The sequence below is a fragment of the Aeromonas intestinalis genome (assembly GCF_054052485.1).
Window position 1 is genome coordinate 40,905 of the sequence record NZ_JBSTYK010000002.1, and the last position, 14,194, is coordinate 55,098.

A 14,194-nucleotide genomic window follows, 5' to 3' on the forward strand; every position below is an offset into this window, starting at 1 on the left:
TATGGAACAAGCCCTCGCCTTTGCCCTCGAGCTGACCGAGCAGCGCGATGAGGCGCACCTGTGCCAATGGTGGTCACAGGTGCTGCACGCCAGCTTCCAGCCCAAGGGCATGCTGCTCGCCATGCTGGACGTGAGCGGGCGCCAGATGCAGTGCAGTGGCTGGGTCAAGGGGCAGGCGGTGAGCCTCTCCCTGGCGGTGGATGATTTCTCCCACCCCCTTGCCTATGTGCTGCACAAGGCCCAGTCCCGCACCTGGGACTCCCTGCACGGGGGCGCGCGCATCGAGCACAAGGAGTTTCGCGCCCTGCTCTCCAACCTCGGCCAGCAGTGCGGCCTGCACGCCTTCCCCTTGCTGGATGGCAACGGCAAGCCGTTCGCCGTGCTGGCCATGATGGACAGCGCCGAGCAGTTGCAGGAGTGGACCGACGGCCCCGAGCTGGCCCAGCTCTCCCAGGTGTTTTGCAACCAGCTTACCCTCATCCGGGATCTGGGTCGCAGCCGCCGGGATCAGAGTGTGCTGAGAGACTCTCTTCGCCAGATAAAAGGGGAGGATCAGGTCAAGAAGCAGCACGAGAAGCTGCTGGCTGACCAGTTGGTGGGTCAATCCGCGGTGATCTGCGGGTTGCGCGAGCAGGTCCATCAGGCGGCGCAGCACAAGCTGACCGTGCTCATTCAGGGGGAGACCGGCAGCGGCAAGGAGGTGGTCGCCCGCCTGGTGCACCAATGCTCGGATCGCGCCGGCAAGCCGTTCGTGGCCATCAACTGCGCCGCCATCCCGGAAAACCTCATCGAGAGCGAGCTGTTTGGCTACCAGAAGGGGGCCTTCTCCGGGGCGCTTAGCAACAAGGCCGGGCTGGTGGCCCAGGCCAATGGCGGCACCCTGTTCCTGGACGAGGTGGGGGACATGCCTGCCGCCATGCAGGCCAAGCTGCTGCGGGTGCTGGAAACGCGCAGCTACCGGCCCCTCGGGGCCGAGCAGGAGCTCCACTCCGATTTTCGCCTCATCGCCGCCACCCATCAGCCCCTCACCCGTCAGGTGGAGGATGGCCAGTTCCGGGCCGATCTCTATCACCGCCTCTGCCAGTGCCTGTTGCTCATCGCCCCGCTGCGCGAGCACATGGACGATGTGCCCATGCTGTGCCAGCACTTCATGGCCCAGTTTGCCGAGCAGGATGGCAAGGCCCTCGGCGGCTTGCACCGTCAGTTCCAGAAGCAGCTACAGAGCTACGACTTCCCCGGCAACGTGCGAGAATTGCGCAACCTGCTGGAGGTGGCCTGCGCCCATACCCGCCACGGGGAAGAGGTGGTGCTGGAGGCGCTGCCGCCCGAGCTGCGGGAGCGGGTCTGCGTGGAGCTGCCCGGCTCGATGGACAACTACAACCACATTCGCGACCTGCGCCGGGCCATGCAGCTGTATGAGGCCTCCGTCATCGAGGCGCGGCTGCGCTACTTCCAGGGCAATCGCATGCTGGTGGCCGAGAGCCTGAACATTCCCAAGCGCACCCTGGATCACAAGTGCCAGAAGCTGGAGGTGAACTGATGAGCCTGCTCACCCTGTTGCCCCTCTTGCTGGCAAGCGCCGCCGAGCCCCAGTTCGATCTGGCGGGTTGGCAACAGTGCCGGCGTGAAGCCTCCCCCCTGGTGCGCCTCGCCTGCTATGACGCCCTCGGTCGTGGGAGTGAACCTGCCGCCACGAGCGGGGCGGCCAAGTCTCCCGCCTGGCAGGCCATCTGGGATCAGGAGCTGGGCCGCACCCCGGACAGCCCTCCCTTCCTGCTGCAAAGCGACGAAGGACGCGGCAATGAGACGCTGACCCGCCCGGCCCTGAGGGGAGCGACGCTCTCCATCGGTTGTGTCGACAGCATCACCCACATCCGGCTGCGGTTGGATAGCCCCTGGGCCGGTGAAAACGTGCAGGTCACGCTGGATGGTCAGCCAAGCAGCAGTGCTCAGAGCTGGTTTATCCGGGATCAGGGGCTCTTGCTGGAATATGGCCGCGGCCTGCCCGCCATCGAGGAGCTCAAGCGCTGGCTGGGCCATCGCGAGTTGCAGGTGCGGGCCGACAACGGTGCCTTGCTGAGGGTCGACTTGAGCGGTCTGAAAACCGCCCTGGTGCCCCTGCGCCAGCAGTGTCGCTGGTAGGAGGGGAGATGAGCTATCAACACCCCTGGTGTGGCCGCCTGCTCGCCAGCCTGCCGGATGAACAGACCAAGAGTGCCGTCCTCGCAGACGAGCCGCGCTGGGACTATGTGGAGACCGAGCTGGTCAAGCTCGGATCTCTGGCCCACGCCCAGGTGGATCTCAATGCGGTAGCTGAGGCCTGCCTTGGCCTCCTGGAGACGCGCACCAAGGATATGCGGGTACTGGCCCAGTTGCTGCGCTGCCTGCAACACCCCGCCAAGGCGACGCCCATGGGGGCGGCGCTGAGCCTGCTGGAGTCCTGGATCCGCGCCTACTGGCTGCTGGCCTGGCCCGGCAATGCCAGCCAGAAACAGCGGCTGATGGTGCAGATCGTCAAGCGCTTCGAGGGGGCCCTGCCGCGGGTCTGCGAGAGCGCTTCGGCGGCCGAGCTGGCTCAGCTGTTGGTGCAGGCCGAGCAGCTCGGCGCCTGTTGGCTGGTGCAGTGCCCGGATAAGGGAGAGTTGCTCGACCCGCTGCTGATGGAGCTGAGACGAGCCCAGCGCCAGCAGGCCGCCCAGGCCGAGGCGGATGGTGTCAGCTCCCCGGCCGCAGGCGTCGTGGGCACGACGGCCCATGCCAGCCAGAGCGCCACCATGGTACTGAGCGGGGCCAGCCAGGCCCCCGGGCTCGAGATAGACAGCTCCAATGACCGGGCCTGGCGTCAGACCCAGCTCAAGGTGGCGGATTTGCTCATCGAGCGCCAACCGGAGGCGGCCATGGGCTATCGCCTGCGCCGTCACGCCATCTGGGCGGGGATCACCACGCCGCCCATGGCATCCAGTGGCAACAAAACCCCGCTGGCCCCCATGTCGGTGGACATGGTGGACGAGTATCGCGCCGCACTCGCCAGCGCGGATCTGGCGCTCTGGCAGCGCATCGAGCAGAGCCTGACCCTGGCCCCTTACTGGTTCGGGGGCCATCGCCTCTCGGCCCTGGTAGCGGACAAGCTGGGTTTTGGCGCCGTCGCCCAGGCCATCAAGGAGGAGCTCGCGGCTTTCTTGCAGCGCCTGCCGGCTCTGCGGGAACTGGGTTTTAGCGATGGCACTCCCTTCTTGCCCTCCGAATGCGAGCGCTGGCTGCAACCGGTGAACCGCGGGGTGGGAGAGGCGGGCGGGAGCCTGGGGGAAGAGGTCGCCCAGCGGCATGGGGAGCAGGGCATGGCCGCGGCCCTGACCCTGCTCGATGAGCGCATGCAGCAACTGCAGGAGCCTCGCGCCCGCTTCCACGCCCAACTGGTGCAGGCGGAGCTGCTGGCGCAAGAGGGCATGGCGGCGCTGGCGCGCCAGCACTATCAGCATCTTTGGCAAGAGGCGAGTCGCCTGGGATTGGCGCAATGGGAACCCGGATTGGTCAGTCGCCTGGAACAGCAGGCGGCTGGGTAAATGACATGCATGGCGAAATGAGTCGCTGAGTCGGAGTTGGATCACATTTTATGTTCAAGACCATTTTTACCTTTCTGCGGCAACAGCTGCCGAAATTGAAACCCTCCTGGCCCCTGCTCGGTGCCGTGCTCTGGGTTGTCGCCTTGATCCTGGTGTGGTGGCTCGGCCCCCGCCTCGAGATCCGCGATGCCAAGCCCTTCGAGCCCCTGTGGGGACGGGTGGTGTTCACCCTGCTCTGGCTCTGGCTGCTGCTGGGGGTGCTCTCCTGGCGGATGTGGCGCAAGATGCAGCAACTCAAGGCCGAGCGCCAGCAGGAGAGCGTGCTGGAACAAGATCCGGTGCAGGGACTGCTGGATCGCCAGGGATTGTTCCTCGGGCGCTGGTTGCAAGCCCTCGATGAGCATCTTGGCAAGGGGGCTCGCTATGCCATGCCCTGGTACCTGGTGCTGGGACTGCCCGGTAGCGGCAAGAGCAGCCTCATTCACCGGGCCAACCCGGCCAACAAGTTGAACCCGAGACTCGATACCGAGCTTAGGGATGTCGCCCAGGATCAGCTCATTGACTGCTGGCTTGGCGAGAAGGCGGTGATGCTGGATCCCGCCGGCGAGCTCTTGTCCCAATCCGAACCTGAGCTCGATCCCCTTGCCCGCAAGCACGAGCGGCTCTGGCTGCATCTGCTGAACTGGCTGTGCGAGCATCGTCGTCGCCAGCCCCTCAACGGTCTGGTGCTGACGGTGGACCTGGCCTGGCTCTCCCACGCCAGCGTGGCCGAGCGCAAGGCCTATGCCCAGCTGATGCGCTCGCGCCTGCAAGAGGTCTCGGCCACCATGAACACCCGGCTGCCCCTCTACGTCACTTTCACCAAGCTCGATCTGCTGCGCGGGTTTGATGTGGTGTACGAGCAACTCGACAAGGAGGCCCGCGAGGCCGTGCTGGGGGTGACCTTCAACCCGAGCGGCCATGATGGCTGGCAACAGGAGCTGATCCAGTTCTGGGATCAGTGGGTGGAGAACCTCAACCAGAATCTGCCCGAGCTGATGCTGACCAGGCTGGATGCCGGTCAGCGCAGCGCGTTGTTCTCTTTCGTGCGTCAGCTGGCGGGACTCAAGGATTATGTGGCCAGCCTGCTGGATGAAACCCTGGCCATAGAGGAGAGCAAACCGCTGCTGGTGCGTGGGGTCTATATCAGCTCCGTCTACCAGCAAGGGGTGCCGTTCGATGCGTTCGCCCAGGCGGCCTCCCGTCGCTACAACCTGCCGGAGCCCATCCACTCGGCCCTGCGCGGGGAGTCGAACACCTATTTCGTGCGCCAGCTGTTCTCCGGCATCATCTTCCCCGAGGCCCATCTGGCCGGGGAGAACCGGCTGCACACCCTCTATCGCCGTCGTCGCATGGCCATCGGTCTCGGCTGCCTCTCCCTCTTCTCGGCGGCCCTCATCGGCGGTTGGCACTACTTCTATCGGGTCAACGAAGAGGCGGGGCGCAACGTGCTGACCAAGGCCCAGGCCTTCACCAGCACCCGCGAGCTGACCGATGATCACGCCTTCGGGGTGAGCCAGCTGCCGCGCCTGAACCTCATTCGCGAGGCGACCCTCTCCTTTGGCAACTATCGGGAACGTACCCCGCTGGTGGCGGATCTCGGCCTCTATCAAGGGGACGAGATCGGCCCCTATGTGGAAGGCTCCTACCTGCAACTGCTGAGCCTGCGCTTCCTGCCTGCCCAGATGCAGGGGCTGCTGGACGATCTTCAGCGGGCACCGGCGGGCAGCGAGGAGAAACTCTCCATCCTGCGGGTGATGCGGATGCTGGACGACGCCTCCGGCCGCAACAAGGAGCTGGTGGAGCAGTACATGGCGAGCCGCTGGCAGCGGGCCTTCCCGGGCCAGGGGCCGGTACAGGAGCAGCTGATGGGGCATCTGGACTATGCCCTGGATCACACCGACTGGTATGGGGCCAGGGCTGCGCGGGATCAGGCCGCCATCACCGCCTTCGTCCCCTTCAAGGAACCGGTGTACGGCGCCCAGCGCGAACTCGGCAAGCTGCCGCTCTATCAGCGGGTTTATCAGAACCTGGTGGTGAAGGCCGGGGACGAGCTGGCGCCGGATCTCAACGTGCGCGACGAGGTGGGGCCGACCTTCGACACCGTCTTTGCCCTGCGCAGTGAACCGGCGGGGCAGGTGCCACGGCTGTTGACCTGGCCGGGTTTCAACAACTTCTTCATCAAGCAGGACAAGGCGCTGATCGATCTCACCGCCATGGACGCCTGGGTGCTGGGCCAGCGCAAGCTGAGTCGCTTGAGTGAGGCGGATCGCAAGGAGATCACCCGTCAGGTCAATGAACGTTACGTCACCGACTACGTCAACCAGTGGCAGAATCTGCTGACCAACCTGGACGTGCAGACGCTGGAGAGCCCGGAGCAGGCGCTGGACGTGCTGACCGCCATCACCGGCAACGATCAGCCGTTCCAGCGCGTCTTGGCGGCGCTGGATGACAACACCCGTATCCGCAAGATCTCGGATGTGGAAGGGGATCCGGCCCAGGCCATCACGGCCCGTATCGGTCGCCCCTTCCTGGCCACCAATGCCGCCCTGGCGGGACGGGGTGAGCAGGGGCCCCTCATCCAGGAGGTGAACCAGAAGCTGATGGAGCTGCAGCACTACCTGGAGCTTATCGTCAATGCCACCGAGCCGGGTCAGTCCGCCTTGAAGGCGGTGCAGCTTCGCCTGACCAACAAGTACGCCGATCCCGTGTTTGCGCTGCAGCAGTATGCCCGTGGCCTGCCGGCGCCGCTGGATCGCTGGGTGGGTCAGCTCTCCGAGCAGAGTTCACGGCTGGTGGTGGATCTCGCCATGTCCTCTCTCAATCAGGAGTGGCAGGACAAGGTGCTGGCCCCCTTCAACAGCCAGCTGGCGGGGCGCTACCCGTTCGAACCGGGTTCTGCCAAGGATGTGCCCCTGTCCGAGATGGAGCGCTTCTTCGCACCCAACGGGACCCTGGACAGCTTCTATCAGGTCAACCTCAAGCCCATGGTGGAGAGCGGTCTGATGGAAGGAGAGCTCGGCTCGCCGGTGCAGGCCGAGCTGGTAAAACAGCTCGACCGTGCCGCCCGCATCCGCCAGATCTTCTTCAGCCAGCAGGGCAACCTGGAGGTGCAGTTTGCCCTCGAGCCCATCGAGCTCACCGCCAACAAGCGGCGCAGCGTGCTGAATCTGGACGGCCAGTTGCTGGAATACGCCCACGGCCGGCGCACCAAGATCCCCTTGGTGTGGCCCAACACCATGCGTGACGGGGCCGAGAGCAAGATAACCCTGGTGCCGGCCGCCCGCGAGCGTTCCCCGCGCAGCGAAGGCTTCGTCGGCCCCTGGGCCATGTTCCGCCTGATGGACAAGGGGGAACTGACCCAGGTGAACGAGGCGACCTTCGACGTACGCTTCCCGGTGGATCAGGGCTCCATGACTTATCGCGTCTACACCGACAGCGCACAAAACCCCTTCACCGGCGGCCTGTTCAGCCAGTTCAAGTTGCCCGAATCCCTCTATTGATGGGATGGGGGCCTTGGCCCCCATCCAGTTGGAACACTTATGACATATAACCAGCAAGGTCAGCAGGCGCTGAACGTGGGGCGCGACCCCAGGATGCTGCCGGAATACGAGGCGCTGCGCGCCGAGATCAACAAGCTCAGCCATGCATCGCGCCCCGAGGTGGATTGGCACAGGATCCATCAGCTTTCGAGCCAGATCTTCGAGAAACACGGGGTGGATCTGCAGACCGCCATCTACTTCACCCTGGCGCGCTCACGCCTGCAGGGTCTGAGCGGTTTCACCGAGGGCTGCGAGTTTCTGGCCAACCTCATCGTGACCCAGTGGGAGAGCTTCTGGCCGCCGGTGCAGCAGGAGCGGGCCCGCATCGAGATGCTGGACTGGTTCATCGCCCGCATCAGCGACGTCATTCGCCAGTACCAGATAAGCCACGAGGACAAGCGGCTGATCTACCGCTGCGAGCGGGCGTTGCAGCTCATCAGCGAGAAGCTCCACAACGCGGGGCTGAGCCGCATTCCCCGGGTCGAGAACCTGGTGCACTTCATCGAGGGTTACACCCACCTGTTTGATGAGGCGGAGATCGTCATCGTCTCCGACGATCCTGGGCTCAAGGATGAGCTGCAGATCCCCCCCATGGTCTATTTCAAGGGGGACATGGAGCAGAGTGTGGCCTCACCCTCTGCCCAGGCGAGCCCCCCTCTGCCCCAGGGCAGCATCCTGGTGGGACGGGAGAAGGGTCAGGTCAAGCCGACCGTGCTCAAGATAGAGCAGCATCGCAAGCAGCGCTCTGCCTGGTTCTGGTTTGGCTGCGGCCTGCTCAGTTGCGCCCTGCCGGTGATGGCCTGGTTCGGCTGGCAACATCAGCAGGAGGCGAAGCTGCTGGCGGCCCAACGCCTGCTGCAACCGGCATCCGAGCTGCCAAAAGTGCTCAGCTATGACGACATCCGCCAGGCGCGCATCGTGCTGGGTGAGCAAGCCCTGCAGGGGATGGAGAGCGATCTGGTGGCGCGCTACCAGTCCCAGCTGACCCGTCTCGAACAGGCGTCACCTCTGGATGGCTATCGCCATGGGGAAGGGCTGCGCAACTCGCTCTTGATGCTCTATCCCGACTCCCTGGCGGTGAAGGCATTGGACAAGCAGTGGCAGACGGCGCTGGCCGGCCAGCAGGGGGACGCCGGCAGCGTGCCGACCTACCTGGATGCTCGCGCCGGGGTGGATGCCCTGCTGGATCAACTGCTGGATCTGGAACGTCAACGCAAGACGGTGACCATCTCCTATCTCAAGTCCCAGCTCTATGAGGTGCAGAAGAACCTGATGCAGAACATCCCGTTCAGCCTGCGCCTCAATGAACTGGAGGCACGCAAGGTGGCCCAGGAGCCCATCACGGCGGCGGATCTCAAGGGGCTGGAAAATGACCTCAAGGCGCTCAATGTCCGCCTCTATCAGCTGCAGCAGGGGGCTGAAGGTGGCTGATCCTGCTGATGGGAGCAAGTTATTGCTCGCATTGCGGAGTATTTGACTGCCTTTGTCATGTTTCTCGGTGCATTGATGTTGCCGGCGGCAAGTTGTTGCAGTGCCTTGTGCTGCATTCTGCGCACTAGAGTCCAACATCATGATTTAAAAGACATTAATAAAACAGTGTCATTGGCATGGAGGCTGCTGGGCCAGCCTCCCGACTGTTATGACTGTCCGCAAGCGCCGGACCATGGCGGGGGCGTGCCGCCCCCCTTGCCCACAGGGAGAATTCAGATGTGCCCCACGATTGCATTGCTCGGTGACATCGGCACCGACCACGACGGTTTCCACCCATCCCCGGTGATCGCTGCCAGCCCCAATGTCTTCCTCGACGGCAAGCCGGTGGCCCGTCAGGGAGATCCCCTCGCTCCCCACGTCAAACCCAGCAGTGCTCCCCATCCGCGCAGCATCTCGGGGGGCGTCGGCTCCGTGCTGGTGAATGGCAAGCCCATCGCCGTGACCGGTACCGCCATCGGCTGTGGCGGCGTGGTGATTGGCTCTGGCAGTGGCCAGGCAGGATAAGGAGGCGACCATGGCAGACAGCACAGGATTACAATTTACCGTCAAGGTGGGGGCCCTGCCCGAGAGCACCTTCGTGGTGGCGGAGTTTGCACTGGAAGAGGCGCTGAGCGGCCCCTTCCAGCTGAGACTGGACTTGGCCAGCCCCCAGCCTGATGTCGATTTCGGCGCCGTGCTGGACCAGCCCTGCGAGCTGCTCATCTGGTACAACGGCGAGCTGCAGCGGCGGGTCTGCGGGGTGGTGAGCGACGTGGCCCAGGGGGACAGCGGCTTTCGCCGCACCCGCTATCAGCTCTTGGTGCAGCCCGCCCTGTGGCGGCTTTCCCTTCGTCAGAATTCCCGCATCTTCCAGGCCCAGAAGCCGGACGAAATCCTCTCCATTCTCCTGCAAGAGCACGGCATCACCGACTATGCCTTTGCGCTGAAAAACGAACACGCGAAGCGCGAATACTGCGTCCAGTACCGTGAAACGGACTTGGATTTCGTGAATCGCCTCGCTGCCGAAGAGGGGCTCTTCTACTTCCACGAGTTTGAGCAAGGCAAGCATCGCATCGTCTTTGCCGATGATGCGGCTGCATTGACCCCAGGCCCCGAGCTCTTCTTCAACCTCGGCAACCGCTCGCTGGAGCAGGGCCCTTATGTACGTCAGTTCCACTATCGGGAGGCGGTGCGCCCAAGCGATGTGGAGCTCAAGGACTACAGCTTCAAGACCCCGGCCTATGGGCTTTCCCACAAGCTGCGCGGTGCCGAGCTCGAGCATCAGCGCGATACCTATCAGCATTTCGACTCCCCGGGTCGCTACAAGCTGGACCCGAGCGGCAAGGCATTTGCCCAGCACCGGCTCGATGCCCTGCGCAATGACGCCGTCACCGGCCAGGGTAAATCCAACTGTGCGGCCCTGTTGCCGGGGCAGTATTTCTCCCTGACCGAACACCCGAACGGCAGCTTGAATGCCGACTGGCAAGTCGTGCGCATCAGCCACACAGGCTTGCAGCCCCAGGCGCTGGAGGAGGAGGGGGGCAGCGGCCCCACCGTCTATCACAACGAATTCGGGGTGGTGAAGGCCAGCACCACCTGGCGCGCGCGCATCGGCAGCCCACAGGCGCCCTTTAAGCCCATGGTGGACGGCCCGCAAATTGCGACTGTGGTGGGGCCACAAGGGGAAGAGATTTACTGCGACGAGCACGGCCGGGTGAAGCTGCAATTCCCTTGGGACCGCTACGGTTCGAGTAACGATCAGAGTTCCTGCTGGGTGCGGGTCTCTCAGGGTTGGGCGGGCGGTCAATACGGCATGATGACCATCCCGCGCATCGGCCACGAGGTCATCGTGAGTTTCCTGGAAGGGGACCCGGACCAACCCATCATCACCGGCCGCACCTATCACGCCACCAACCGCCCTCCCTACGAGTTGCCAGCCAACAAGACCCGCACCGTGCTGCGCACCGAGACCTATCAAGGGGAGGGCTTCAACGAGCTGCGCTTCGAAGACCAAGCGGGCAAGGAAGAGATCTACATCCACGGTCAGAAAGACCTGAATCTGCTGATTGAAAACGATGCGGCCTGGCACATCAAGCACGATGAGCATCGGGACATCGACAACGAGCGGGTGACCCGCATCAAGGTAAATGACCACCTCACGGTGAATGGCGAGAAGCGGGATCACGTCAAGGCTGATTATTCGCTCACCGTGGATGCCTCCCTGCACCAGAAACTCGGGCAGTCCCTGCTGGTACAGGCCGGGCAAGAGGTGCACATCAAGGTGGGGGACAAGCTGGTGCTGGAGGCGGGGGCGGAGATCACCCTCAAGGGAGGCGGCAGCTTTGTGAAGGTGGACCCGAGTGGCATCAAGCTGGTGGGTCCCGCCATCAAACTCAACGCCGGCGGCAGTGCGGGTTCAGGCGCCGGCTGGGCGGGCAAGGCTCCCGTAGTGCCCAAGGCCGTGGAAGTGGTCAAGGCTCCCGAGGCGGTGGAGTTGACCAAGGCCGTTCCCACCGAGAAGGCAATGGAGGCGCTGCTCAAGGAGCAGGCGCCTGTAGAGAAGAAGCCCAAGGCCTTCTACCTCTTTTCTGAATAAGGACGCAGCATGAAGTTTGCATTTCCCATCCTCACCGCGGCAGGGGAAGAGTTCAAAGACGTCAAGGCATTGACTGCATTGATCAACGGTGAGAAGTCAGGTCACTATCTGCTCGGCAATCACAACAAGTGGCACGGCGGTATTCATATCAGCGATCAGAGTGCCCCCTGGTGCAAGGATAAATATCCCGTCCGGGCCATCGCCGATGGCAAGGTGGTGGCATTTCGGATGATGGAGGATTACCTGACCTCCGAATTTCAGGGGGAATCCCTGCGTTATTCCAACTGCTTCTGCCTGGTGCAGCACGAATATTGTGAAATCAACGCAGAGACCAAGGCGAAAAATGAATTCACCTTCTATTCGCTCTATATGCATCTGCTGCCCTGGAATCAGTATCAGACTGCCGAGACGCTGGTATTGAAGAAAGGTTGGAATGCACGCAACTCCGTTCCTCATGCCAATCCCGATGCCGAGCAGCAACGGGCCGATGCGGATTTGCCCCGCTTCGCTTTGCCCAAGGATACCGAACTGGAGATGGACAACAGTACGCCATCCCAGAAGGGAAATGTGGGGGGCAAGGAATATGACTTCATCAAGGTAACTATCAAGAGCAAGCTTGCCAGCTCTCAGGTGAAAGAGGCGGAGAAGGCGGGCGTCTTGGTCGGTGAGGGGAGCTCGGTCTGGATCGCCAATAGCCCGGATGCGGTCGGTGTTATCAAGCCCAATTTGCCGAGCTGGCTATTCGATCAGATAGAGGCGGAACTGCTGACCAATATGGTTGGCCGGTCGGATCCCGGCGTTGATGGACCAACAGGTCGTCCGGTGGCGGGAAAGCACAGTGTTTCTCTGCCTGCCGGTACCAAGTTGCAGTATGATGCGCACCAATTGGAATTCCATTGGATGGGTGACAAGGCGCACAAGATGGCCAGATGCAAATATGTGACGCCGAGTGTGGACGCAATGCCAGGCAGTTGTGGTGTCGCCTGGGTGTGCGTCGAAGACAAATATATCAAGGCAAATACGCTTCCTCCTACCCATCTCGGTGAACTCTATGTGTTGCCATCCCCAGTCGTCATCGCCGCGGGCGAGACAATAGGGTACCTCGGCCTGGTGGAAACGCCAGGCTCCCTCATGGGCGGGAAAGAGAGCAAGCATCAGGTCCATCTCGAAGTTTTCACCCAGGACCCTCGTCTTGATGACGTGCTGGCCAACAAGGCGGGCACCAAGGGGGGAACCGTCTATGCCAAAGTGCCGGCAGAACTCCTCTTGTATGAGAAGAAAAAGCAGGACGGTAAAGAGCAATGGCTGGCAACCGGTGGCAAGAGTCTGGAGGAATTGGTTGAATCCCCCAAGATAGAGAAAGATGCGACTAAGCAGGAGTGGGTTGGGATATCATCAGGAAAATATGTCAAAAAAGAGCAGGTTGAACTGCTGAGTCAGCATGACTGGCTGAAGATCGGTTTTAAAAAGGTCGATGGTTCAGGCTCAGATGGCTATCTGGACCCCGAGGCGCCACCGGCCTTCTTCACCGATCTGGTCAACAGCTTCGATACCGACAAGAGCGGTGAGCTTGACAGTAAAGAGATCCAGGCCGCCTTGCAAAATAGCGGCAATAGAGATCAACTTAACAAACTTATCGTCAAGCACCCCAGCGAGTGGTATGAGAAATCTTCCGCCAGCAGTTATTTATGGCTGGACAAGTTGATGTCTAAAATTGGACTGCCCGATTTTGACAAGTTGGTGGATCACGAAAAGCAACGCATCGATAAGTTGGAGTGGATGCAGAGTGCCGCCAAGTTAAGACTTGAAAAAGAGATCTGGCACCTTTCGCTTGTCGGAATTATGGCGTTAGCTACAGCGGCCCCAAATGGGCATCCAAAGACATATATATATGACACTTTAAGTGAAGTCGAATTTTTGTCTTTCTATAATGGTGAGGTAGTTGAAGAGTCGGATTATATCAATGCTGCTTCTGAGCTTGGGTGTGAGGTGAAGGCTATAAAAGCAGTTGCATTAACGGAAACTGGTAGCACTGGCAGTTATTATAAATTCTCAGATCAGGATGATGCAGTACTTTCTATTTTGTTTGAAAGGCATAAGTTTAGTAATATGACGAGTGGGAAATATGATGAGTCTCACCCTGAGATATCTAACCCTGTGGGAGGGGGATATGGAGCATATAAAGTTCAATATAGGAAACTTATGCTAGCCTACTCATTGGATAAGAATGCTGCATTAAAGGCAGCATCTTGGGGGAAGTTTCAAATATTAGGTTCCAATCACTTGAGTGCTGGATATAAAGATGTAAGGGAATTCGTTGGCTCACTCAGTGTTTCAGAAAAAAATCATCTTAAAGCTTTTGTTAATTTTATAAAGGCAGATAATAGATTGCTTAAGGCTATTCGAGCCAAGGATTGGTTGGCATTTGCACTGGTATACAATGGCCCTAGGCAGAAAGGGTATGATAAACGAATGAAGGATAATTATAATGCGCTCTAATATTTATATTTTTATATTGTTTTTTTTCATTTCAGCTTCCTCATATAGCAGAGAAAACGTGTATTTCTCTTGTGAGACTGATAAAGGAGATGTTAAGTTATTCATTGATGGGGATAGATTGAGTTATGAATTCTCGAAAGGTGATAAAATTGAGTTTTCTTATCACTCATTGGGGGATGGGTTTAATGGGTTTAGTCATAATTATTACTATAGATACCAGACTGAATATGGAAAGGTTTCTTTCAGTAAAGGGAAATACAAGTATTCGATTTTTAGTAACTACGAAGGAGATGAAGAAATGTCAGGTATAATAGTAAATATATCTGAAAAGGAATATAATATCCCCTGCAGAAAAATAATTGCAAACAAACTTGTAGACCTGATCCCCTTGCTACAATGTGATAAAGAAGATGCATTGGGATGTTATCCTGAAAAATAATATATTTAATATTTTTTGGTGTAGATTAATGAATCCTTTCTTAAGA

General features: G+C 60.3%; 9 protein-coding genes. All 9 read left to right on the forward strand.

Annotated elements, in window-relative coordinates:
• Position 1 precedes the first annotated feature (1 nt).
• The 9 genes from ACW5W7_RS02550 to ACW5W7_RS02590 all read left to right on the forward strand — a co-directional run bounded on the left by ACW5W7_RS02550 (position 2) and on the right by ACW5W7_RS02590 (position 14,148).
• A complete protein-coding gene (locus tag ACW5W7_RS02550) occupies positions 2-1,540 on the forward strand; it encodes a sigma 54-interacting transcriptional regulator (protein ID WP_434668421.1) in 1,539 nt (512 codons plus the stop codon).
• Positions 1,540-2,142, forward strand: coding sequence for a type VI secretion system-associated protein VasI (gene vasI, locus ACW5W7_RS02555; RefSeq protein WP_456500660.1), 603 nt, complete (start codon positions 1,540-1,542; stop codon positions 2,140-2,142). Before ACW5W7_RS02550 ends, vasI begins: the two co-directional genes overlap by 1 nt.
• An 8-nt stretch (positions 2,143-2,150) precedes the next feature.
• Positions 2,151-3,563, forward strand: a complete 1,413-nt coding sequence (tssA, locus tag ACW5W7_RS02560; RefSeq protein ID WP_456500661.1) for a type VI secretion system protein TssA — start codon at positions 2,151-2,153, stop codon at positions 3,561-3,563.
• Positions 3,564-3,613: 50 nt separating this feature from the next.
• The gene (gene tssM / locus ACW5W7_RS02565) at positions 3,614-7,105 is read left to right on the forward strand and encodes a type VI secretion system membrane subunit TssM (protein ID WP_349921903.1); all 3,492 of its coding nucleotides are present in this window, start codon (positions 3,614-3,616) and stop codon (positions 7,103-7,105) included.
• Between the two features lie 39 nt (positions 7,106-7,144).
• Positions 7,145-8,575, forward strand: coding sequence for a VasL domain-containing protein (locus ACW5W7_RS02570; RefSeq protein ID WP_456500662.1), 1,431 nt, complete (start codon positions 7,145-7,147; stop codon positions 8,573-8,575).
• 276 nt (positions 8,576-8,851) lie between these two features.
• Positions 8,852-9,139 (forward strand): type VI secretion system PAAR protein, encoded by a 288-nt coding sequence (locus ACW5W7_RS02575; protein WP_349921905.1) that lies wholly within the window; start codon positions 8,852-8,854, stop codon positions 9,137-9,139.
• Between the two features lie 10 nt (positions 9,140-9,149).
• The gene (tssI, locus tag ACW5W7_RS02580) at positions 9,150-11,210 is read left to right on the forward strand and encodes a type VI secretion system tip protein TssI/VgrG (RefSeq protein WP_456500663.1); all 2,061 of its coding nucleotides are present in this window, start codon (positions 9,150-9,152) and stop codon (positions 11,208-11,210) included.
• A gap of 9 nt (positions 11,211-11,219) precedes the next feature.
• Entirely contained in the window at positions 11,220-13,709 is a 2,490-nt protein-coding gene (locus tag ACW5W7_RS02585; RefSeq protein WP_456500664.1) for an N-acetylmuramidase domain-containing protein, read from the forward strand.
• Positions 13,699-14,148: a hypothetical protein gene (locus ACW5W7_RS02590; protein WP_456500665.1), complete on the forward strand. Its 450-nt coding sequence runs from the start codon at positions 13,699-13,701 to the stop codon at positions 14,146-14,148. The genes ACW5W7_RS02585 and ACW5W7_RS02590 overlap by 11 nt, the downstream gene beginning before the upstream one ends.
• Positions 14,149-14,194: the final 46 nt, after the last annotated feature.

Bases quoted from the DNA above. Each gene is read 5' to 3' on its own strand.
- ACW5W7_RS02550 (WP_434668421.1), top strand. From the start codon at position 2: ATGGAACAAGCCCTCGCCTTTGCCCTCGAGCTGACCGAGCAGCGCGAT.
- vasI (WP_456500660.1), top strand. From the start codon at position 1,540: ATGAGCCTGCTCACCCTGTTGCCCCTCTTGCTGGCAAGCGCCGCCGAG.
- tssA (WP_456500661.1), top strand. From the start codon at position 2,151: ATGAGCTATCAACACCCCTGGTGTGGCCGCCTGCTCGCCAGCCTGCCG.
- tssM (WP_349921903.1), top strand. From the start codon at position 3,614: ATGTTCAAGACCATTTTTACCTTTCTGCGGCAACAGCTGCCGAAATTG.
- ACW5W7_RS02570 (WP_456500662.1), top strand. From the start codon at position 7,145: ATGACATATAACCAGCAAGGTCAGCAGGCGCTGAACGTGGGGCGCGAC.
- ACW5W7_RS02575 (WP_349921905.1), top strand. From the start codon at position 8,852: ATGTGCCCCACGATTGCATTGCTCGGTGACATCGGCACCGACCACGAC.
- tssI (WP_456500663.1), top strand. From the start codon at position 9,150: ATGGCAGACAGCACAGGATTACAATTTACCGTCAAGGTGGGGGCCCTG.
- ACW5W7_RS02585 (WP_456500664.1), top strand. From the start codon at position 11,220: ATGAAGTTTGCATTTCCCATCCTCACCGCGGCAGGGGAAGAGTTCAAA.
- ACW5W7_RS02590 (WP_456500665.1), top strand. From the start codon at position 13,699: ATGCGCTCTAATATTTATATTTTTATATTGTTTTTTTTCATTTCAGCT.